22 protein-coding genes are annotated in these 21,356 nt (G+C 62.7%); 10 read left to right on the top strand and 12 right to left on the bottom strand.

What is annotated here, in order from left to right; translation table 11 throughout:
- Positions 1 to 3 precede the first annotated feature (3 nt).
- Both coxB and H9642_RS05635 read right to left on the bottom strand, forming a co-directional pair.
- The gene (coxB, locus tag H9642_RS05640; protein WP_251835452.1) at positions 4 to 1,128 is read right to left on the bottom strand and encodes a cytochrome c oxidase subunit II; all 1,125 of its coding nucleotides are present in this window, start codon (positions 1,126 to 1,128) and stop codon (positions 4 to 6) included.
- A 279-nt stretch (positions 1,129 to 1,407) separates the two neighbouring features.
- The gene (locus H9642_RS05635) at positions 1,408 to 2,133 is read right to left on the bottom strand and encodes a carbonic anhydrase (RefSeq protein WP_251835451.1); all 726 of its coding nucleotides are present in this window, start codon (positions 2,131 to 2,133) and stop codon (positions 1,408 to 1,410) included.
- A 191-nt stretch (positions 2,134 to 2,324) separates the two neighbouring features.
- Between H9642_RS05635 and H9642_RS05630 the strand changes: the two genes are divergently transcribed.
- Positions 2,325 to 2,972 (top strand): hypothetical protein, encoded by a 648-nt coding sequence (locus tag H9642_RS05630; protein ID WP_251835450.1) that lies wholly within the window; start codon positions 2,325 to 2,327, stop codon positions 2,970 to 2,972.
- An 18-nt stretch (positions 2,973 to 2,990) separates the two neighbouring features.
- On the opposite strand, the gene H9642_RS05625 is transcribed toward H9642_RS05630, so the two are convergent.
- On the bottom strand, positions 2,991 to 4,052 hold the full coding sequence (locus H9642_RS05625; protein ID WP_251835449.1) for a PA0069 family radical SAM protein: 1,062 nt from the start codon (positions 4,050 to 4,052) through the stop codon (positions 2,991 to 2,993).
- A 228-nt stretch (positions 4,053 to 4,280) separates the two neighbouring features.
- On the opposite strand from H9642_RS05625, the gene H9642_RS05620 reads away from it, so the two are divergent.
- Positions 4,281 to 4,601 carry an ElaB/YgaM/YqjD family protein gene (locus tag H9642_RS05620; protein WP_251835448.1) on the top strand — a complete coding sequence of 107 codons (321 nt, stop codon included), beginning with the start codon at positions 4,281 to 4,283 and terminating at the stop codon, positions 4,599 to 4,601.
- Between the two features lie 55 nt (positions 4,602 to 4,656).
- Here the strand turns inward: H9642_RS05620 and aroE are convergent, their stop codons facing one another.
- Positions 4,657 to 5,472: a shikimate dehydrogenase gene (aroE, locus tag H9642_RS05615; RefSeq protein ID WP_251835447.1), complete on the bottom strand. Its 816-nt coding sequence runs from the start codon at positions 5,470 to 5,472 to the stop codon at positions 4,657 to 4,659.
- Between the two features lie 58 nt (positions 5,473 to 5,530).
- Positions 5,531 to 6,445, bottom strand: coding sequence for an oxygen-dependent coproporphyrinogen oxidase (gene hemF, locus H9642_RS05610; RefSeq protein WP_251835446.1), 915 nt, complete (start codon positions 6,443 to 6,445; stop codon positions 5,531 to 5,533).
- Positions 6,446 to 6,592: 147 nt separating this feature from the next.
- Here hemF and H9642_RS05605 point away from each other — a divergent pair, with 147 nt between their 5' ends.
- Positions 6,593 to 7,570, top strand: a complete 978-nt coding sequence (locus H9642_RS05605) for an NADPH:quinone reductase (protein ID WP_251835445.1) — start codon at positions 6,593 to 6,595, stop codon at positions 7,568 to 7,570.
- A 54-nt stretch (positions 7,571 to 7,624) separates the two neighbouring features.
- Here H9642_RS05605 and tsaC read toward each other — a convergent pair whose 3' ends face one another.
- The 3 genes from tsaC to H9642_RS05590 all read right to left on the bottom strand — a co-directional run bounded on the left by tsaC (position 7,625) and on the right by H9642_RS05590 (position 10,546).
- Positions 7,625 to 8,182 carry an L-threonylcarbamoyladenylate synthase type 1 TsaC gene (gene tsaC, locus H9642_RS05600; RefSeq protein WP_251835444.1) on the bottom strand — a complete coding sequence of 186 codons (558 nt, stop codon included), beginning with the start codon at positions 8,180 to 8,182 and terminating at the stop codon, positions 7,625 to 7,627.
- Between the two features lie 90 nt (positions 8,183 to 8,272).
- Positions 8,273 to 9,385 (bottom strand): DNA-processing protein DprA, encoded by a 1,113-nt coding sequence (gene dprA, locus H9642_RS05595; RefSeq protein WP_251835443.1) that lies wholly within the window; start codon positions 9,383 to 9,385, stop codon positions 8,273 to 8,275.
- A gap of 135 nt (positions 9,386 to 9,520) precedes the next feature.
- The gene (locus H9642_RS05590; protein WP_251835442.1) at positions 9,521 to 10,546 is read right to left on the bottom strand and encodes a LysM peptidoglycan-binding domain-containing protein; all 1,026 of its coding nucleotides are present in this window, start codon (positions 10,544 to 10,546) and stop codon (positions 9,521 to 9,523) included.
- A gap of 152 nt (positions 10,547 to 10,698) precedes the next feature.
- Here H9642_RS05590 and def point away from each other — a divergent pair, with 152 nt between their 5' ends.
- The 5 genes from def to H9642_RS05565 all read left to right on the top strand — a co-directional run bounded on the left by def (position 10,699) and on the right by H9642_RS05565 (position 15,393).
- Positions 10,699 to 11,205: a peptide deformylase gene (gene def, locus H9642_RS05585; RefSeq protein ID WP_251835441.1), complete on the top strand. Its 507-nt coding sequence runs from the start codon at positions 10,699 to 10,701 to the stop codon at positions 11,203 to 11,205.
- Between the two features lie 58 nt (positions 11,206 to 11,263).
- A complete protein-coding gene (gene fmt, locus H9642_RS05580) occupies positions 11,264 to 12,208 on the top strand; it encodes a methionyl-tRNA formyltransferase (RefSeq protein ID WP_251835440.1) in 945 nt (314 codons plus the stop codon).
- Positions 12,205 to 13,509, top strand: coding sequence for a 16S rRNA (cytosine(967)-C(5))-methyltransferase RsmB (gene rsmB, locus H9642_RS05575; protein ID WP_251835439.1), 1,305 nt, complete (start codon positions 12,205 to 12,207; stop codon positions 13,507 to 13,509). Before fmt ends, rsmB begins: the two co-directional genes overlap by 4 nt.
- A 36-nt stretch (positions 13,510 to 13,545) precedes the next feature.
- Positions 13,546 to 14,919, top strand: a complete 1,374-nt coding sequence (gene trkA, locus H9642_RS05570) for a Trk system potassium transporter TrkA (RefSeq protein WP_251835438.1) — start codon at positions 13,546 to 13,548, stop codon at positions 14,917 to 14,919.
- Between the two features lie 156 nt (positions 14,920 to 15,075).
- Positions 15,076 to 15,393 carry a tetratricopeptide repeat protein gene (locus H9642_RS05565; protein ID WP_251835437.1) on the top strand — a complete coding sequence of 106 codons (318 nt, stop codon included), beginning with the start codon at positions 15,076 to 15,078 and terminating at the stop codon, positions 15,391 to 15,393.
- 116 nt (positions 15,394 to 15,509) lie between these two features.
- Here H9642_RS05565 and H9642_RS05560 read toward each other — a convergent pair whose 3' ends face one another.
- The 4 genes from H9642_RS05560 to H9642_RS05545 form a co-directional block, all read right to left on the bottom strand.
- The gene (locus H9642_RS05560; RefSeq protein ID WP_251835436.1) at positions 15,510 to 16,160 is read right to left on the bottom strand and encodes a 7-cyano-7-deazaguanine/7-aminomethyl-7-deazaguanine transporter; all 651 of its coding nucleotides are present in this window, start codon (positions 16,158 to 16,160) and stop codon (positions 15,510 to 15,512) included.
- 164 nt (positions 16,161 to 16,324) lie between these two features.
- Positions 16,325 to 16,594: a PilZ domain-containing protein gene (locus tag H9642_RS05555; RefSeq protein WP_433962673.1), complete on the bottom strand. Its 270-nt coding sequence runs from the start codon at positions 16,592 to 16,594 to the stop codon at positions 16,325 to 16,327.
- Positions 16,585 to 17,472 carry a lysophospholipid acyltransferase gene (locus H9642_RS05550; RefSeq protein WP_251835435.1) on the bottom strand — a complete coding sequence of 296 codons (888 nt, stop codon included), beginning with the start codon at positions 17,470 to 17,472 and terminating at the stop codon, positions 16,585 to 16,587. Before H9642_RS05550 ends, H9642_RS05555 begins: the two co-directional genes overlap by 10 nt.
- Before the next feature lie 98 nt (positions 17,473 to 17,570).
- Positions 17,571 to 18,155 carry a DNA-3-methyladenine glycosylase I gene (locus H9642_RS05545; protein ID WP_251835434.1) on the bottom strand — a complete coding sequence of 195 codons (585 nt, stop codon included), beginning with the start codon at positions 18,153 to 18,155 and terminating at the stop codon, positions 17,571 to 17,573.
- A 135-nt stretch (positions 18,156 to 18,290) separates the two neighbouring features.
- Here H9642_RS05545 and glyQ point away from each other — a divergent pair, with 135 nt between their 5' ends.
- Together glyQ and glyS are read left to right on the top strand one after the other, a co-directional pair.
- Complete coding sequence (gene glyQ / locus H9642_RS05540) at positions 18,291 to 19,238, top strand: glycine--tRNA ligase subunit alpha (protein ID WP_251835433.1); 948 nt, start codon at positions 18,291 to 18,293, stop codon at positions 19,236 to 19,238.
- Positions 19,235 to 21,286 (top strand): glycine--tRNA ligase subunit beta, encoded by a 2,052-nt coding sequence (gene glyS / locus H9642_RS05535; protein ID WP_251835432.1) that lies wholly within the window; start codon positions 19,235 to 19,237, stop codon positions 21,284 to 21,286. Before glyQ ends, glyS begins: the two co-directional genes overlap by 4 nt.
- Positions 21,287 to 21,356 lie beyond the last annotated feature (70 nt).

Here is a 21,356-nt window from a genome sequence, read left to right as displayed (position 1 = left end):
TCCTTACTCCTGGGCCTGTTTGAGGGCGAGCACGTCCTGCGGCGTCAGCATGTCGCCGACGCTGTTACCCAGGGCGTTGCGTTCGTAGGTCACCACGGCGGCGATATCCACTTCCGACAGCTGCCTGCCGAAGGCCGCCATGGCCGTGCCGGGCTTGCCGTTGAAAACGATATTGAGGTGGGCTTCCATCGGGCCGGTGGTGATCGGCGAACCCTTGAGCGCCGGGAACATGGGCGGCAGACCTTCACCACCCGCCTGGTGGCAGGCCGAGCAATAGGTCTGATACACCGTGCCACCTCGCTCCACCAGCTCCTCACGCGTCCATTCCTTGCTGGTCAGCTCCTTGAGCTGGGCTGCTTCAGCCTTGCGCTCGCCCATCCACGTGGCGTAATCCTCAGGGCTTTTCGCTTCCACCACCACGGGCATGAAGCCATGGTCCTTGCCGCACAGTTCGGTGCACTGGCCGCGGTAGAAACCCGGCTCTTCGATGCGCGTCCAGGATTCGTTGACGAAGCCGGGAATGGCATCTTTTTTCACAGCCAGTGCCGGCACCCACCAGGAGTGGATCACATCGGCCGAGGTGATCAAAAAACGCACCTTGGCACCCACCGGCACCACCAGCGGATTGTCCACTTCCAGCAGATAGTGCTCGCCTTTAGGGGCCTGGTTGTTGATCTGCTCGCGCGGCGTGGTCATGTTGCTGAAATATTCAACATCCTGACCCAGGTACTTGTAGTGCCATTTCCATTGATAACCCGTGACCTGGATATCCACATCCGATTCGCTGGGGTCATAGATATGGATCAGCGTACGGGTGGCCGGCACCGCCATGGCGATAAGGATCAGCAGCGGAATCACTGTCCAGAGCACTTCGATTCGAGTGTTTTCATGGAAATTGGCCGGTTTCTGGCCCGTGGAGCGACGGTGAATGATCATCGACCAGATCATCACGGCGAAGACCAATACACCGATAACCACACAGATCCAGAAAATGGTCATGTGCAGATCGAATACCGAGCGGCTGACGTCGGTAACACCGGGTGACATGTTGACGTCCCATGCAGCCTGCGCCTGGCTGAATAGCGACCACAGCAGCAGACCCATCCCGAGTCGTGGATGTCGCAACATTGCGGGTTCCCCTATCGTTCTTGTTATCCCGCCGAAACACCGGGCTGCCAGGGAACGGCAATCGAGACTGCACGCTTCAACTGCCGAAACCGGCACGCGAGGCGCTGTCGGTTCCTATCAGGTAACGTCGTTCGTGTCGAAGTATAGACAGCGACCCGCACCTGGCAATTACGCCGGTGAAATGGCCGGAAACGCTGTGGGAGCGCCCAAGGACAGGGCGCCCAACGCGGCGGAGAACCCGCAAAAAAGAATCAGACCGCAGCGCGCGCCGCGAAAACGTCAGCTGCGGAAATAACGCTGACGCGGCGTGGCCATGGGGACGATGTCGCCATCCAGAGGCAGGAAGCGGCCCTGTTCGGAGTCATAGGCAATGATTTTGCTGCTTTCGATGTCGTACACCCAACCGTGGATGAACAGCTGCCCGCTGGCCAGCCGTGCCGCCACGGAAGGATGGGTGCGCAAGTGGTCGAGCTGGGCGACAACGTTTTCCTCGGTGAGGATTTCCAGGACATCGTGATGGCCGCAGCCGCAATTTTCCTCGACCACACGCAGGGCCACTTCCGAATGGCGCAGCCACGCCTGTACCGTGGGCATGCTGGCCAGCGCAACCGGGTCGAGCACCGCCTTCATCGCCCCGCAATCGGAATGGCCGCAGATAATGATGTGCTGAACGTGTAGCGCCAGCACCGCGTATTCGATGGCGGTGGATACGCCCCCCATCATCTGCCCGTACGCGGGAACTACGTTACCGACGTTGCGGCAGACGAACAGGTCGCCGGGAGAGCTTTGTGTAATCAGCTCTGGAACGATGCGTGAATCAGCGCACGTAATGAACATGGCCCGTGGGTTTTGGGCAGTAGCCAGACTTTTGAACAGTTCCTCTTGGGCAGGAAACACTTCATTACGAAAGCGTTTGAATCCATCGACGATACTGTGCAATGCCTCATCCGCACTCTCGCTGGCCGTCCGCACGTGAATGGGAATGGCCTTGTGCTTATACGGCATCGTGCTGCCTCCAGTGGTTTAGTCGAAAACGTTCAATGCATGACGACAGCAAGTAGCTCACTCAAGTCACATGGTTTTTTGGAAGAGCAATTTATGCCGGCTCGCCAACACCGGCAATCCCTTACCCGACCGAAACCACAGGAAAGTCGCATCGGCTAAGGTAAATAGTGCAATGCTCATCAGGAGTAGTCATGGACCTGTCCCCCATCCGCGAAACCATACGTGAAGCTCTGCAGGAGGAACACCGCAGCGGCTTGCTTGCAAATCTGCTTAGCACGCGTCTGGCAAGCTTGCACCCGGCCATACAGCTGCCGGATGGAAATACGCCCGATACGCTGCTGCACTTTATCAGCGCCTATATCGAACAAGTTCCCGAATTGATCGAGGCGGCCGCCGCGGTCGCCCGGGAAACCGGTTTGGAAGCCCACATCGAACCGCTGCTGCGGGTTGCCGTGCAATTCTTCAAGGCCCCCCTGCACGCTGAGGCCGGCCTTGCCGCCTTACTCGATGACGCCTATCTGGCCCAGCGCCTGATCGAGGAAGTCAACGATCGTTACCTCGCCCAATTGGGCCGTCCGCTGATCCCTTTGGACAACACCACGGCCAATCTTCTCGCCCACCAATTGATTGGCGAGCCGTTCGCAAACGCCCTGGATCAGGCTGTATTTGACAGCGTCGATGGCCTGCTTGATCCCTCACGTCTGAGCGCTGCCGAGCAGGTCGCCTGCCGTGATCACCTGGGGGACCAACAGTTGCAGGATGCTTGGCACCACTGGCCCTGCCTGAGTCGACAATTGGGTGTTGGCCTGCAGCTCGGCAGCGGAACGAGCGCCGGCTGATCGGAAGTCAGTTGCAGCTTAAAACAACGACATCTGGTCGCTGGGTGGCGCAAACCGGCTGCAATCCAGCCCAGGCGATGCGTCGCGTCCGTTTAGTCCAAGGCGCTTGCAGGCAATGCGGAAGCGGTGCGCCAGCAGCTCGGCAAAAGGTCCCTCGCCGCGCATGCGTACGCCAAAGCGGCTGTCATACGCGTGACCGCCGCGACATTGGCGAATCAGGCTCATCACATGTTCCGCTCGCTCGGGGAAATGCGTGGCCAGCCATTCCTCGAACAGCTCGGCAATCTCCAGCGGTAGGCGCAACAGGACATAGCCTGCGGTTTGCGCGCCGGCATCGCGCGCGGCCTGCAAGAGGCGCTCAAGCTCGGCATCGTTGATCATCGGAATCATCGGCGCGCACATCACATTGACGGGCACACCCTCGGCGCTCAACACCCGCAGACAACGCAGGCGCGCCGAGGGTGAGGCCGCCCGCGGCTCCATGATGCGCTTCAATTCGTCGTCCAGAGTGGTCAGGCTGATGGACACACTGACCAGGCGCTGTTCGGCCAACTCCGTAAGCAGGTCCAGGTCGCGCAGAATCAGCGAGCTTTTGGTAATGATATGCACCGGATGTCGATAACGAAGCAGGATTTCCAGTGCCCGGCGCGTCAGCCGCTGTTGGCGCTCGATCGGCTGGTAGGCGTCTGTGTTGACACCCAGGGCGATAGGCTGGGGTACATAGCCCGGCTTGCTCAGCTGTTCCTCAAGCACGTCCCCCAGGTTGCTCTTGGCGATCAGCCGGGTTTCGAAATCGATACCCGGCGAGAGGTCCCAATAGGCATGGCTGGGGCGCGCGAAACAGTAAATACAACCATGCTCGCAGCCGCGATAAGGATTCACCGAGCGGTCGAAGCCCACGTCGGGCGAGCGATTGCGGGTGACCACCGTCTTGGCGGTTTCACTGCGCACTTCAGTGGCGCGACTGTCCGGCACCTCTTGCATCCAGCCGTCATCAAAGGCCTCGGTACGTGTCGGCGCAAAGCGATTGACCGGGTTGCTGGCAGTGCCGCGACCCCGTGGCGGTGAGGAGAAGGTCATACAAACCCCATACACTGTTTTTTTATACAGTATATGGGTGATAACGCTCTTTGCGCCCATGCCGTTCGGCAGATCGATGCGGAAACGTCCTGCCGGGCGGTGAGCGCCCCCTGCAAGGCGCTGCATTGAGCCGAACGGCGCGGGTCAGAATAGTCCGGGAACCCCATCGCACCTCCCGGCGCGCCGAGAGTCCAACTCCCTGCACATTCAGCACTGGGAGGTTTTGTCATGGCCCGTTTCGGTTCACATGCGGCGCAAAGCCGCGAAGATGTTCTTGAGGAGATTCAGCGCCTGCAACAAGCCCTGGATGATCTTCGACACGACAGCCTGCACGGCACCCGCAAAGGTTTCGATACCTTACGTCGCCGTGCCGAATCCATGTGGCATGACCATCACCTGAACGAGCGCTACGGTGACCTGAGCAAAAATACGCGCGAAGCCAGTCGCCTGGCCCGCGAATGCGTCCGCGAGCATCCCGTCAGCAGCGCTGCGCTGGTGCTAGGTGTGTGTGTGGTGATCGGGTGCCTCTGGATGTACCGACGATCCTGAGATAACAACCGCAGGCTGCGCGGTGCGCAGCCTCCCGGAATCAGTAGCGCCGACGTCAGGCGCTCAGCTGGCGGCGCAGCTCGGCCATCACCGGTGCCGTTTCAGGGCGCACCCCACGCCAGACGAAGAACGCCTCGGCAGCCTGTTCGACCAGCATGCCGAGCCCATCGCGGGTCAGCGCGCCCTGTTCGGCCGCCCAGCGGTTGAACGTCGTCGGCATGGCGCCATACATCATGTCGTAACACAGCGTATGGCCAGAGCGAATCAAGGTCGCGCCAATCGGCGGGACGTCGCCGGCCAGGCTCGCCGAGGTACCGTTGATTATCAGATCCAGCGGCTCACCCTGCCAATCGAAGCCACAAGCGCTGACCGGGCCCAAATCGGCAAAGGCGTCGGCCAGTAGCGCGGCCTTGGCCGGGGTGCGGTTGGCAATCAGCAGCTGCGCCGGCTGTTCGGCCAGAAAAGGCTCGAGAATGCCCCGCACCGCACCACCGGCACCGAGAATCAGGATGCGTTTTCCGCGCAGCGAGAAGCCCTGGCTGTTCAGGTCCCGGACCAGCCCGGCGCCGTCGGTGTTGTCGCCCAACAACCCGCCGTCCGCAGTTTTTTTCAGGGTATTCACGGCCCCGGCACGTCGTGCCCGCTCGCTGAGGGTATCGGCGAGGCGATAGGCCTCTTCCTTGAACGGCACGGTGACATTGGCGCCGTGCCCTTGGCGAAAAAACGCACGAGCAAAACCGGCAAAATCATCCAGCGGCGCCGCCAGCGCCTCGTAACGCAGCTGCTCGCCCGTCTGTTCAGCAAACAGACGGTGGATCAGCGGCGACTTGCTGTGGCCAATGGGATTGCCGAATACGCCGTAGTGGTCCATGTAATTCCTCGGTTTTGGGGCGTGTCGGTGACGACCGGAGGTCGCTGACCCGGTTCACTCAGGCGTCCGCGAGCCAGTCGCGATCCTGTAGGAAATATTCCGTCAGACGCGCTTCTTCGCTGCCCGGCTCGGGCTTCCAGTCATAGCCCCAGCGCACCTGCGGCGGCAGGGACATCAGGATCGACTCGGTACGCCCGCCCGATTGCAGGCCGAACAGGGTGCCACGGTCCCAGACCAGGTTGAATTCCACATAGCGGCCGCGACGGAACGCCTGAAACTCACGCTGAGCCTCGGTAAACGGGGTGTTCTTGCGGCGCTCTACGATCGGCAGGTAAGCCGCCAGGTAGGCATCGCCGATGGCCCGCATGAAGGCGAAGCTGGTGTCGAAGTCCCATTCGTTGAAATCATCGAAGAACAGGCCACCAATGCCTCGCGGCTCACTGCGGTGCTTGATATAGAAGTAGCGATCACACCAGGCCTTGAAGCGCGGATAGACATCGGCGCCGAAGGGCGCGCAGGCATCGCGAGCCACTTGGTGCCAGTGCACGCAGTCTTCTTCATGGGCGTAGTAAGGCGTCAGGTCGAAGCCACCGCCAAACCACCAGACGGGCTCGGCGCCTTCTTTCTCGGCGCTGAACAGGCGCACGTTGGCGTGGGAGGTCGGCACGTGGGGGTTTTCCGGGTGGATGACCAGCGACACGCCCATGGCCTGGAATCCGCGCCCGGCCAGTTCCGGTCGATGAGCGCTGGCCGAAGGCGGCAGGTTATCGCCGTACACATGGGAGAAATTCACCCCACCTTTCTCGATCAGGGCACCCTCGCCAATCACCCGCGTGCGGCCACCGCCGCCGCCCGGGCGCTCCCAGGCATCTTCAACGAAACGGGCACGGCCGTCTTCGGCTTCCAGCGCGGCGCAGATGCGGTCTTGCAGATCAAGCAGATAGGCTTTGATGGCCTCGGTTTGGTCACTCATGAAAAATTACCTTGTAGCGCGTCCCGCCGAGGTCGGTGGGCGGAAAAGTGCTAAGCATACACCGGGCCCGGAGCCGCCGCAGTTGACGCCGCGTCGCCGGAGCGCTTGGATAGGCATCGTTCCCTCACTCATCTCACGGAGAGATTCATGGCCAAGCGCATCCAGTTCAGCACTCACGGTGGTCCCGAGGTGCTTGAGTATCGCGACTACACACCGGCCGAACCGGGCCCGCTTGAGGTACGCGTGCGTAACCACGCCATCGGCCTGAATTTTATCGACACCTATTTTCGCAGCGGGTTGTATGCACCGGCCTCGCTGCCGTCGAGCCTGGGCACCGAGGGCGCAGGCGAAGTCGAGGCAATAGGCCGCGACGTGACCGGTTTGCAGATCGGTGACCGCGTCGCCTATGCCACTGGCCCGCTGGGCGCATACGGCGAACTGCATGTGCTGCCCGCCGACAAACTGGTCAAGCTCCCCGACAATATTTCCTACGAACAAGCCGCCGCGGTGATGCTCAAGGGATTGACCGTGCAGTACCTGCTGCGCCAGACCCATGTCGTGCAGCCGGGCGAAACCCTTCTGTTTCACGCGGCCGCCGGTGGCGTGGGCTCGCTGGCCTGCCAGTGGGCCAAGGCCTTGGGCGCCAAGCTGATCGGTGTGGTGGGCTCGGCGGAAAAAGCCGAACGGGCCAAGGCGATGGGCGCCTGGGCGACCATCGACCGCAGCCACGAGGATATTCGCGCACGCGTGCTGGAGCTGACCAACGGCGCGAAATGCCCGGTGGTGTATGACTCGGTGGGCAAGGCCACCTGGGAAATTTCCCTGGACTGCGTGGCGCCGCGCGGCCTGCTGGTCAGCTTCGGCAATGCCTCAGGCGCGGTCACCGACGTGAACCTCGGCATCCTGGCGCAAAAAGGCTCGCTGTATGTCACCCGGCCGATCCTTGCCGGCTACGCCACGACGGCACAACGCCTGCAGGCCATGGCCGATGAGCTGTTCGCCATGATCTCCAGCGGCCAGGTGCAAGTGGACATCAGCCAGCGCTATGCGCTCAAGGACGCGGCTCAGGCGCAGACCGCGCTAGCCGCTGGCGAGACGGTGGGTTCGACGATTCTGTTGCCCTGAGCACAGCTGGCCCGTCGGCAGGATGGTGTTCCATCCACCGACGGGGCCCGGTGGTCAGGAAGGCCGGATTACTTTGCCCGTGGCCAAGTCGCGGATCAGGCTGGGGTTACGCCGTCCACCCAGACTCCCGCCCAGTACGCCGTCCAGGCGTCCGTGAAAATACTGCTCAACCCGCAAGCGTGAACGGGCCGAAGGGCGACCGGCCGGGTTGGCCGACGTTGACACCAGCGGACCGGTCAACGCACACAGCTCGGCAATCAACGGATGATCACTGACCCGCAACGCCACGCTGTCATGCTCGCCGGTGATCCACTCGCCAAGCCGGTTCTGGTGCGGCACCAGCCAGGTATTCGGTCCCGGCCAGCTGCTGGACAGGGGCTTTAGCCAGTCCGCTGGCAGGTCATGCAACAAAAAATCGAACTGCGCGACGCTGCCCGCCACCAGGATCAGGCCTTTGCGCATCGGGCGTGACTTCAAGCCCAGCAGACGCAACACCGCCGCCTCGCTCCACGGATCGCAGCCCAGCCCCCAGACCGCTTCGGTCGGATAGGCGATCACTCCGCCAGCTCGCACCACGCCTGCCATGTGCCGCACCCGCCAACTGCTGTTCATTGCAACCTTCACGTGTTTTGAGCCGCGCGCAGTGTACTGCAGGCGCAGGCTTTTCCGCGATGCGACATACCCCAGCGGTCAATCCTGTGTTTAACCCGCCCGACCGCTCCAGACTCCCGCTGCGCAAGCAACCCGGCCGCTTATTTCAAGGTCGGTGAGCGCCGCCAACACCTGCGGCAACGGCCAGCCGCTGGCATCGGCCAGGGCTTCGCTGCTGTACGGTGCGGCCAGTAACAGCTCCAGCAACGGATGCTCGGCGTTGGAGGCTCCCGTCGCGCTAGGTATAACGGGCGCTTCCGGCAATGGCGCCATGTTCTGCCAGCCGCGCAATTCCTGCAGAATATCCTCGACGCTTTCCACCAAGGTCGCGCCCTCGCGGATCAGTTGATGGCAACCGCGTGCGCCGGGATGATGGATGGAGCCGGGAATCGCATACACCTCGCGGCCCTGTTCGGCGGCCAGCCGGGCGGTGATCAGCGAGCCACTGGACGGACTGGCCTCGATGACCAGCACACCCAGCGACAAGCCGCTGATCAATCTGTTGCGCCGTGGGAAATTACCCGCCTGCGGTGGCGTATCCAGAGGAAACTCGGACACCAGCGCACTGCCCTCATCAACAATGCGCGCCGCCAACTGACGGTGCGTGGCGGGATACACACGTTGCAGGCCGGTGCCCAGCACCGCCACGGTGCGTCCGCCCACATCCAGGGCGGCCCGGTGGGCGGCGCCATCGATTCCCAGGGCCAGGCCGCTGGTAATCACCAAGCCACCGCCGGCCAGGCTGCGGGCAAACGCTTCGGCGGTATCCAGCCCGGGCCGCGAAGCGCGACGGCTGCCGACCACAGCGACCTGTGGTTGCTCCAGCAGTCCGACATTCCCGGCCACGAACAGCAACGGCGGCGCATCGTGCAGCTCGGCCAGTAGGGCGGGATAGCGGGGGTCGTCCCACATCAACAGGTGCTGGCCAGGTTGCTCCAACCAGGCTTGCGCGGCGCGTGCCCGCTCGCGGACCTCCGGGCTGCGCCGCGCATCGGCACACACCGCCGGCAATCCCAGCGACCGCCAGGCACTGGCCGGCGCACTGTACGCAGCACCGGCACTGGCGAACGCCTGCAACAAGCGCCGAAACCGGCGTGGACCCAGCTCGGGCAAGGCATGCAGACGCAAACGGGCTTCGAGTTCGGCGGGCGAGGGCAGCGACATGGCGATCGTCCTTGATCGTAAAGGGACGAGTCAGCATAGCCCGTGCGCACCCAACGGCCTTTTCCGCTTGAACATCATAAAAAATGCCGCTCCCGTACGGGCGAGCGGCATTCAGGTACAGCCGTCAGGCGAATGTCAGGGGTTGCGCACCTTGTCCATCACCGCCAACTGGCGCGTGGCAACCAGTACCAGGCCGTAGCTGAGCTTTTCGTAAGTGCGGAACACCATCAACAGGCCGGCGCGTTCGTCGGGAATTTTCACCCGCTCACCGGTGATGCGGTCGCGCACGGTTTCCCCGGTCTTGTACACCGCCAGCACGTTGCCTTCCACCAGGCCATCGCGCGCGCCCTTGTTGAGGGTCACCACATCGAACTGGCCGATCTGCGTCACGCCGCGCGGTACATCAAGAATAAGGCCGCGAATCTCGTTGGCCGGCTCACTGGGCATAAAGCTCGAATTGAGGGTGCGATGCTCGGTAGAGAACAGACGGTCGCCGAGACGAATCTCCTGAGTCGAACGGCTAAGCATTAAGGTGGTGATATCGCCTTCCTCGGCAATTCGCTCGCCGGTGCCGATGTCATCGGCGTTGATACCGAGGAACTCCTTGGTTTCCGGGTCAACGTACACCCGACCCTGGCGGAAGATGCCATAGACCGGCTCATCGTTGGGGAACGTGCCGCGTGCATAGACCCGGTCGTCCTTGCCGCTGATCACCCGCTCGGCATTACCAGCCACAACGTACGGTGTGGTCTCGAAGTCCTCGGCGCTGTCAACGATGCGGTTGGACAGCAGGAAGCTGTTGATCGCCCCCAGCGGGATCGCCGGAATCGCCTCGGCCATTGGCGTACTGCGCACGGTGGGCGACAGCTTGATGGTGCCGCGACTGGCGCCACGGTCCAGCATAAGGCGCGGCTGGCCGTCGATATAGACCAGACTCAGCACATCCCCCGGATAGATCAGGTGGGGGTTTTCCACCTGTGGGTTGACGTGCCAGATCTGCGGCCACTTCCAGGGTTTACTGAGAAACTTGGCGGAGATGTCCCACAGGGTGTCGCCCTTGACCACGGTATAACGCTCTGGATGATTCTCCTTGAGCGGTACGCCTGCGTAGGCCAAGCCGCCCGCAGTCAACAGCAACAGGGCGAGTAGTGATTTCCTCATGCGGCGAATCCCTTTATCATGTGTCTTCGCGCAAAAGCCCCTTCAGCACCCGGCAATCCCTTGAAAGCCGTGGGTTGAAGGCGTTTTGCAATGCTGGCTGGCATCTTAGCAGCGGCCTTTTTCTCAATTGCATACGTGCTTCACAAACGCTTATGGCCATTCTCAACATCCTCGAGTTTCCCGATCCGCGCCTGCGCACCATCGCCAAGCCGGTGGACGTGGTCGACGACGGCATTCGCCAGCTGGTCGACGATATGTTCGAGACCATGTACGACGCACCGGGCATCGGCCTGGCGGCGACCCAGGTGAATGTGCACAAGCGCGTGGTGGTGATGGACCTGTCCGAGGACAAGTCCGAACCGCGCGTATTCATCAACCCCGAGTTCGAAACCCTGACCGACGAGATGGATCAGTACCAGGAAGGTTGTTTGTCGGTACCCGGTTTCTACGAAAACGTCGACCGTCCGCAAAAGGTCAGGATCAAAGCCCTGGACCGTGACGGCCAGCCGTATGAGCTGATCGCCGAAGGACTGCTCGCCGTGTGCATCCAGCACGAGTGCGATCACCTCAACGGCAAGCTGTTTGTCGATTACCTGTCGCAGCTCAAGCGCGACCGGATCAAGAAGAAGCTGGAAAAACAGCACCGCCAGCAGGCTTGATCCACGCCTTCAAAGGCTTGCCACGGCAAGCCTTTTTCTTTTCAGCCGCTTTTTATCAGTGAGTCACGCCATGCGCATCGTCTTCGCCGGTACTCCGGAATTCGCCGCCCAGCATTTGCAGGCCCTGCTGAATACCGATCATCAGATCGTTGCGGTCTACACCCAGCCGGATCGCCCGGCCGGTCGCGGACAAAAACTGATGCCCAGCCCGGTCAAGCAACTTGCCGAGGCTCACGGCATTGCGGTCTATCAGCCACAGACCCTGCGCGACTCCGCCGCCCAGACGGAATTGGCGGCACTCAACGCTGACCTGATGGTGGTGGTCGCTTACGGCCTGATCCTGCCCCAGGCGGTGCTGGACCTGCCGCGCCTGGGCTGCATCAACAGCCACGCGTCATTGTTGCCGCGCTGGCGTGGCGCGGCGCCGATCCAGCGCGCCGTGGAAGCCGGCGATGCCGAGAGCGGCGTGACCGTGATGCAGATGGAAGCCGGCCTGGACACCGGGCCGATGCTACTCAAGGTCAGCACGCCGATTACCGCCGAAGACACCGGCGGCAGCCTGCATGACCGCCTGGCCGAGCTCGGCGCGCAGGCCATCGTGCGCGCCGTGGACGGCCTGCAGGCTGGCACCTTGCGCGGCGATATACAGGACGATGCCCTGGCCTGCTACGCCCACAAACTGAACAAGGACGAAGCCCGCCTCGACTGGCAGCGCCCGGCGGTGGAACTGGAGCGACAGATTCGCGCGCTGCATCCCTGGCCGATCTGCCACAGCACCCTCGGTGAGGTGACGCTTAAGGTGCACGGCGCACGCGTGGGCGAAGGGCAGGGCGCGCCCGGCGAAATTCTCGCCGCCAGCAAAGAAGGCCTGACCGTCGCCTGCGGGCAAGGCGCGCTGTTGCTTACTCGCCTGCAGCTGCCGGGTGGCAAGCCGTTGACCTTCAGTGATCTCTACAACAGCCGCCGCGAGCAGTTCGCCGTCGGCCAGGTGCTGGGCCAATGAACCCGCGCCTGGCCGCCGCCCGCGCCCTGGCCGCCGTGCTCAACGGCAAAGCTTCACTGGGCAGCAGCCTGCCGCCGTTGCTCGACAAGGTGGACGCCCGCGACCGCGCCCTGACCCAAGATCTCGCGTTTGGTACCGCTCGCTGGCAACCGCGCCTGGCCTTGCTGGCGGAAAAACTGCTGCAAAAGCCCTTCAAGGCGGCCGACCGCGACGTCGAAGCCCTGTTGCTGGTCGGCCTGTATCAGCTGTTCTACACGCGCATTCCGCCCCACGCGGCGATCGGCGAGACGGTCGGCTGCGTTGACCAGCTGAGAAAATCCTCACTCAAGGGGTTGCTCAACGCCGTGCTGCGCCGTGCCCAGCGCGAAGGCGAGGCGCTGTTCGCCGAACTGGAGCGCGACCCGGTGAGCCGCACCGCCCACCCGCGCTGGCTGCAAAGGCGCCTGAAGGCGGACTGGCCGGAACAGTGGGAAGCCATTTGCGCGGCCAACAATGCCCACCCGCCCTTGCTGCTACGCGTCAATCGCCGCCATGGCAGCCGCGACGCCTACTTGGCCGACCTGCAGGCCGCCGGCTTTCCCGGTGAAGCCTGCGCATTCAGCCGCGATGGCATTCGCTTACTGCAGCCCTGCGATGTCACCCTCTTGCCGGGTTTTGCCGAAGGGCGAGTCAGCGTGCAGGACGAAGCCGCCCAACTGGCCGCCGACCTGCTGGAGCTGGCCCCGGGGCAGCGCGTACTGGATGCCTGCGCCGCGCCAGGTGGCAAGACCTGCCACCTGCTGGAAGCCGAAGCCGGTCTGATGGAAGTGGTGGCGCTGGATCTGGAGCCGCAACGTCTGCTGCGCGTGCGGGAAAATCTAGAGCGCCTGAAACTGCAGGCCACGCTCATTGCCGCCGACGGTCGCGATACCGCCGCCTGGTGGGATGGCCGACCGTTCCAGCGCATTTTGCTGGATGCCCCTTGCTCGGCCACCGGCGTGATCCGCCGCCACCCGGATATCAAACTCACCCGCCAAGCCGACGACATCAGCGCCCTGGCGCAGCTGCAAGGCGAACTGCTCGATGCGCTGTGGCCGACCCTGGAGGTGGGCGGCGTGCTGCTGTATGCCACCTGCTCGGTGCTGCCGGAAGAAAACAGCGCTAACATCGCGGCCTTTCTGGCCCGTACGCCCGGAGCGCGCGAGCTGGCCATCGGCGGCCCGTTCGGCCTGAAGCAGCCTCACGGTCGCCAGCTGCTGCCACAGGAAGGCGGCCATGACGGGTTTTATTACGCCAAACTGATCAAGATCGCTGCGTGCTAGCGCAACGCCTGTGGGCAGACACGAGGGAGTGAACGGGTGAAGATCATCATTCTGGGTGCCGGTCAGGTGGGTGGTACGTTGGCCGAGCATTTAGCCAGCGAGGCCAACGACATCACCGTTGTCGACACGGATGGCGACCGTTTGCGCGACCTGGGCGACCGCCTGGATATTCGTACGATTCAGGGCCGCGGCTCGTTTCCCACCGTGTTGCGCCAGGCTGGCGCCGACGATGCCGACATGCTGGTCGCCGTCACCAACAGCGACGAAACCAACATGATCGCCTGCCAGGTGGCCTACAGCCTGTTCCATACCCCGACCAAAATCGCCCGGGTGCGCGAAGCCGCCTACCTGACCCGCGGCGGGCTGTTCAGCAATGAGGGGATTCCGGTCGATGTACTGATCAGCCCCGAACAGGTGGTGACCAACTATATCAAGCGCCTGATCGAGCACCCCGGCGCCTTGCAGGTGATCGATTTCGCCGAAGGCAAGGCTCAACTGGTAGCGATTCGCGCCTATTACGGCGGTCCGCTGGTGGGTCATCAGCTCAAGCAGATTCGCCAGCACATGCCCAACGTGGATACCCGAGTGGCGGCCATCTTCCGCCGCAACCGGGCCATCCTGCCCCGCGGCGATACGGTCATCGAAGCGGATGACGAGGTGTTTTTCATTGCCGCCAAGGCCAATATCCGCGCGGTGATGAGCGAGCTACGCCGCCTGGAGCACAGCTACAAGAAAGTGGTGATTGCCGGCGGCGGGCATATCGGTGAGCGCCTGGCCGAAGCGATCGAAAGCCGCTACCAGGTAAAGATCATCGAGATGAACCCGGCGCGCTGCCGTTACCTGTCCGAGGTGCTGGACAGCACCATCGTACTGCAAGGCAGCGCCTCGAATCGCGACCTGCTGATGGAAGAAAACATCAACGATGCGGATATCTTCCTGGCTCTGACCAATGATGACGAGGCCAACATCATGTCCTCGCTGCTGGCCAAGCGTCTGGGCGCGCGCAAGGTGATGACGTTGATCAACAACCCGGCCTACGTCGACCTGGTGCAGGGTGGTGAGATCGATATCGCCATCAGCCCGCAACTGGCTACCATCGGCACGCTACTTACCCACGTGCGCCGGGGCGATATCGTCAGCGTGCATTCGCTGCGTCGAGGCGCCGCCGAAGCCATCGAGGCCATCGCCCACGGCGACGCCAAATCGAGCAAGGTTATCGGCCGCAAGATCTGCGACATCGCCCTGCCGCCGGGCACAACCATCGGCGCGGTGATCCGTGACGAAGAAGTGTTGATCGCTCACGATGACACGGTGATCGAGTCCGGCGACCATGTGATCCTGTTCCTGGTCGACAAGCGCCACATCCGCGACGTGGAACGTCTATTTCAGGCCGGCCTGACGTTCTTTTAGGCCTCAGGTCGTCATTCCCGCGCAGAGAGAAACCACACCACGGCCAGCGCCTGGGCTCCGGCCGACGGTTTGTGCGTCCTGGTGAGGTGTTACGGCCATTTGTGCGCTGAAAACGGTAAGGTAGGCTTCCGCTGACCCTCGCCATAGGAGGCTGACATGCTTACGTCGCTGGAAAACATGCTTGCCAAGGGTATCGACAATTCACTGCTGCGCTTTGGGCTGGGCAAGGGTTATCTGGACGCGGGGGAAGCGGCGCGCGCTGCCGAGCATCTGCGCCGCTGCGTTGAGCTGGATCCGAAATATTCCGCCGCCTGGAAACTGCTCGGCAAGGCGCTGCAAGCCGCCGACGATCCGGCCGGAGCGCGCGCCGCCTGGCAACAGGGGCTGATCGCCGCGCAGGCCCACGGCGACAAGCAGGCGGAAAAGGAAATGACGGTATTTCTGAAAAAACTCGACAAGTCGGCGCAGGGATAGCTGCCGGCAACCAGCCGTAGGTAGATGTCTTTTTTTACATCCACCATGGCCCTGCTCGGTGGATCGCCACCCGGTGGATCGATGAAGCGCGATCCACCCTACAAAAGCCGAGCGCCTTACACCAGCGCCGCGCGCTTGGGCAGCAGACGCACGATGCTGTTGAGCAGCATGCCGTAAAGCGGCACGAACATCATCAGACTGATCGCCAGCTTGATGACGTAGTCCACCAAGGCGATTTCCACCCAGTTGGCGGCCATGAACGGGTTGCTGCTGTTCCAGAAAGCCACCGAGAAGAATGCGAAGGTGTCCAGCAGATTGCCAACGATCATCGCCGCCGTGGGGGCAATCCACCACTGGCGCTTTTTACGCAGCCGGTCAAACACCTGGATATCGAGGATCTGCCCCAGCACGTAGGCCACGAAACTGGCCAGGGAAATTCGCAACACGAAACTGTTGAACTCCAGCAGTGCGCCGGCCCCACGGAACACCGCTTCCTGGAACAACACCGAGACGACATAGGAAGCGACCAGAGCCGGCAGCATGACCCGTGCGATCACCTGGCGGGCCGGCCCTTTACCCAGCAGGCGCACGGTCAGGTCGGTGGCCAGGAAGATGAACGGGAAGCTGAACGCGCCCCAGGTGGTATGCCAGCCAAATAGGCTGATCGGCAGCTGTACCAGGTAGTTGCTGGCGATGATGATGAGGATATGAAAGGCAATGAGCGCGGCCAGCGTCGTGCGCTGCGCCGATGCGGTCAATAACGGCATCTGAGCATCCTTTTTAATGATGGGGGCGAGGGAACCCATGTGTGCGCCCAGGTGTGGCGCGGCCGCATTCTAGCGGTTTTCGTCAGGTGGTGGGAGGCATCCTGTCGTGGGCGGCCTTGTGGCCCAGGCGTGAAGGCTTTCGTTGCGAAAGAAATTGCGGGCAGCTAACGCACGAAGCGCAGGCCGACTCCACGGTCATCAGCCCAGCGGATTTCCATTTCCACCCGCGGCGCTTCGTTGGGCAGGCCTTGTATCTGACCAATCATGCGCGTACCCAGCGGCAAGCGCGTCAACTCGACCAGTTGGATGTACACCCCACCGTCGGAAAAATCGCGGGTTTGCCCACGCAACTCACCGAAGCTTTCGTGCCAGACACAGATCTGCCAATTGAGCGGAGTGCGCGGATGCCGCCGCCGATTGTCGGTCAGTACCAACGGGGTTCACCCTGCGGCCGCTGCTTGAAACGCTTCATGCTCCACATGTACTGGTCGGGATAGGCGCGCACATACTTTTCCACCATTGAGCTCAAGGCCGTCACTGCAGTTTGCGGGTCTTCGCTGTACATGGCCTCGGGGGCGGCTTCGAGGATCACCTTGAAGCCCGATCCGTCCTCCAGGCGTACGGCATGCAGAAAAACCCCCACCGCTTTGTGACCGGCGAGCATGCCGGGCACGAATTTACTGGTCAGGGCCTGGGTGGCGAAAAAGGGCGCGAACAAGCCACTGCTGCGGCTCGGCTCTGGATCGGCGGGTATACCCACCGCCCCGCCGCGCCGCACTTCCTTGATGACGCTGAGAATACCTTCCTTGGTGGACGGGGCCACGCGATTGCCCATCAGGGTCCGCTGCTTTTTCAGCAGCTCGTCAACCGCCTGCTGTTTGGGCGGCCGATAGAAGATGATCGGTTTGCACTGGGAGCAATAAAAGTGGTTGAGCACCTCCCAGTTGCCCAGGTGACTGGTGATGCCCACCACCCCCTTGCCGGAAGCCAGGGCCGCTTGCAGCACGTCCAGCCCTTCGACTTCACGCACCTTGGACAGGGTTTTGTCCACCGGCCAAATCCAGGCGCAGGCACTTTCGGTGAACGTCTTGCCGATGTTTTTCAGGGTCCGCCCCAGCAGTTGCTCACGGGCTGCGTCATCAAGCTCCGGAAAGCAGCGCGCCAGGTTGGTGCGCGCCACGTCGCGGGAGCGGTTCGGCACCTTCCACATCAACCAGCCCATGCCGGTGCCCGCAGCTTGCACGGCGCGCCACGGCAGCCGGGCAAACAGCTTGAGAAAGCCCACCACCAGGGCGCCTTTGAAGGTTTCCAACTCGCTACTCCCGATATTCACAAGGGCGGCATTGTAACCAGCGCAACGCCGTTTCATGTAGCCAGCGTACGCAAATCTGCTCTGCAGGCTTCCCTTTCTCAGGCCGGGCGACTGGTGGGTGACCGGTCGCGGGGAACGCTTAGCACGGCGAAACGATCGCAGTCGCGGGTGTGGTCCATGACCATGCCCGCCGCCTGCATGAAGGCGTAACAGATGGTGGGGCCGACAAAGCTGAAACCGGCCTTTTTCAGCGCGCGACTCATCGCCTCGGCCTCGGAGGTAATCGCCGGAACGTCTTCGCGTGCCGTGAACTGATTGATTTTTGGGCTCCCGCCGACAAACGACCAGAGAAAGCCCACCGGGTCCTCCAGGCGCAGCCAGGCCTGGGCATTCTGCCGCGCGGCACGCAGCTTGGCGCGGTTGCGGATGATGCCCGGATCCTGCATCAGCTGTTCGATCTCCTCATCACTCAGCTGCGCCAGCCTGGCCGGATCGAAACCGTGCAGGACACGCCGGTAGTGGGCGCGCTTTCTCAACACGGTGAGCCACGACAAGCCGGCCTGAAAGCCATCGAGCACCAGCATTTCGAACAGCACACCCGCGTCGTATACCGGCACGCCCCATTCTTCATCGTGATAACGGATATACAGCGGATCGTCCGTGCACCAAAAGCAGCGTGGCATAAGGCTTTCCCTCGATTCTAAGCATCCATGATTGGGGTATACTCCCGCGTTTTACACGTCGACGAAGCGCTGTCGAGCCGGCTTGGTTTGCTCGGTTACCGCGCGCTTTCCACGCATCAGCACAGGTGAAAATTCGTGAGCCAGACTACGCCCGCCGTGCGCACCTTCCAAGACCTGATCCTGGCCCTGCAGCAGTACTGGGCCGAGCAGGGTTGCGTGGTGTTGCAGCCCTACGACATGGAAGTGGGTGCCGGTACCTTCCACACAGCAACCTTCCTGCGCGCCATCGGCCCGGAAACCTGGAACGCTGCCTACGTGCAACCGTCCCGACGCCCCACCGACGGCCGTTATGGCGAGAACCCCAACCGCCTGCAGCACTACTACCAGTTCCAGGTGGTCTTGAAGCCCAACCCGGAGAATTTCCAGGAGTTGTACCTGGGTTCGCTGAAGGCCATCGGCATCGACCCGCTGGTGCATGATATCCGCTTCGTCGAGGACAACTGGGAATCGCCGACCCTGGGCGCCTGGGGCCTGGGTTGGGAAATCTGGCTGAACGGCATGGAAGTCACCCAGTTCACCTATTTCCAGCAAGTGGGTGGGATCGAGTGCTACCCCGTGACCGGCGAGATCACCTACGGCCTGGAACGTCTGGCCATGTACCTGCAGGGCGTCGACTCGGTGTACGACCTGGTCTGGACCGACGGCCCGTTCGGCACCGTGACCTACGGCGATGTGTTCCACCAGAACGAAGTGGAGCAATCCACCTACAACTTCGAGCACGCCAACGTCGAAAAGCTCTTCGAGCTGTTCGATTTCTACGAATCCGAAGCCCAGCGCCTGCTCGCCGTACAACTGCCGTTGCCGACCTACGAAATGGTCCTCAAGGCCTCGCACACCTTCAACCTGCTAGATGCGCGCCGTGCTATCTCGGTTACCGAGCGCCAGCGCTACATCCTGCGGGTGCGTGCTCTGGCCCGCGAGGTGGCGCAAAGCTACCTGCAGGCCCGTGCGCGCCTCGGCTTCCCCATGGCCACCCCCGAACTGCGTGATGAAGTGCTAGCCAAGCTGGAGGCTGCGGAATGAGTGCACAAGACTTTCTGGTTGAACTGGGCACCGAAGAGCTGCCTCCCAAGGCGCTGAAAAGCCTTGCCGAAGCCTTCCTCAGCGGCATCGAAAAAGGCCTGCAGGCCGCCGGCCTGGACTACACCAATGCCCGCTATTACGCCGCGCCACGTCGCCTGGCGGTGCTGGTCGAACAACTCGCCATTCAGCAGCCGGATCGCAGCGTTAACCTTGACGGCCCGCCGCTGCAGGCCGCGTTCAAGGATGGTCAGCCGACCCAGGCTGCGCTGGGCTTCGCTCGCAAGTGCGGCGTGGACATCGCTGACATCGATTGCAGCGGCGCCAAGCTGCGCTTCTCGCAGACCATTGCCGGCCAGCCGGCAGTGAGCCTGCTGCCGGGCATCGTCGAATCCTCGCTCAACGCCCTGCCGATTCCCAAGCGCATGCGCTGGGCGGCGCGCCGCGTTGAGTTTGTCCGCCCGACCCAGTGGCTGGTCATGCTGTACGGCGATGCCGTGGTCGATTGTGAAATCCTGGCTCAGAAAGCTGGCCGTACTTCGCGCGGCCACCGTTTCCACAGCCCTGAAGCCGTGCGGATTTCCTCACCGTCCACCTACGCCGAAGACCTGCGCAGCGCCTATGTGCTGGCCGACTTTGCCGAACGCCGCGAGTTGGTTGATCGCCGTGTGGCCGAGCTGGCCGCCGAACAGAACGGCCGCGCCATCGTGCCGCCGGCGCTGCTCGACGAAGTCACCGCGCTGGTCGAGTGGCCGGTGCCGCTGGTGTGCTCGTTCGAAGAACGCTTCCTGGCCGTGCCACAGGAAGCGCTGATCACCACCATGCAGGACAACCAGAAGTACTTCTGCCTGCTGGATGCCAACGGCAAATTGCTGCCGCGCTTCATCACCGTGGCCAACGTCGAGAGCAAGGACCCGGCACAGATCGTTTCCGGCAACGAGAAGGTCGTGCGTCCACGCCTGACCGACGCCGAGTTCTTCTTCAAGCAGGACCAGAGGCAGCCGCTGGAGCATTTCAACCAGCGCCTGGCCAACGTCGTGTTCCAGGCCCAGCTGGGCACCGTGCTGGAGAAAGCCCAGCGCGTATCACACCTGGCGGCGTTCATCGCCGATCGCATTGGCGGCGATACCACGCTGGCGGCCCGCGCCGGCCTGTTGAGCAAATGCGACCTGGCCACCGAGATGGTCGGTGAGTTCCCGGAAATGCAGGGCATCGCCGGTTATTACTACGCCCGCAACGATGGCGAGCCGCAGGACGTGGCCCTGGCGCTGAACGAGCAATACATGCCCCGCGGCGCAGGCGGTGAATTGCCCAGCACCCTGACCGGCGCCGCGGTGGCGGTGGCGGACAAGCTGGACACCCTGGTCGGCATCTTCGGCATTGGCATGCTGCCCACCGGCTCCAAGGACCCCTACGCCTTGCGTCGCGCGGCCCTCGGCGTGCTGCGCATCCTGATCGAGAAGCAGCTGGACCTGAACCTGGTGGAAGCGGTCGAGTTCGCCGTCAGCCAATACGGCGCCAAGGTCAAGGCGGACGGCCTGGCCAACCAGGTGCTGGACTTCATCTTCGACCGCCTGCGTGCGCGTTATGAAGACGAAGGCGTGGAGGTGTCCACGTACCTCGCCGTACGTGCCGTACATCCCCACTCGGCGCTGGACTTCGACCAGCGCGTGCAGGCCGTGCAAGCCTTCCGTCAACTGCCCGAAGCCGCTGCGCTGGCTGCCGCCAACAAGCGCGTCTCCAACTTGCTGGGCAAGCTGGAAGGCAAGCTGCCGGCAGGTGTCGAGGCCCGCTACTTCGACAATGCCAGCGAGTTCTCGCTCAACGCGGCCATCCAGCACGCCCAGCAGGACGTACAACCCTTGGCCTCCGCGCGCTTCTACCGCGAAGCGCTTGAGCGTCTGGCCGCGCTGCGCGATCCGGTGGACGCGTTCTTCGATGCGGTGCTGGTAAATGCCGAAGATGAGTCCGTGCGCGCCAACCGTTACGCCTTGCTGGCCCAGTTGCGCGGGCTGTTCCTGGGCGTGGCGGATATTTCCCTACTGGGTTAAAGCAGCGACAAGCTGCAAGCCACAAGCTGCACGCGAGCGGCTGTGGCTTGCAGCTTGAAACTTGAGGCTT

This window comes from Serpens gallinarum (genome assembly GCF_014836765.1).
GTDB classification, from domain to species: Bacteria; Pseudomonadota; Gammaproteobacteria; order Pseudomonadales; family Pseudomonadaceae; genus Serpens; species Serpens gallinarum.
This window is presented reverse-complemented; position numbering and strand designations above follow the sequence as displayed.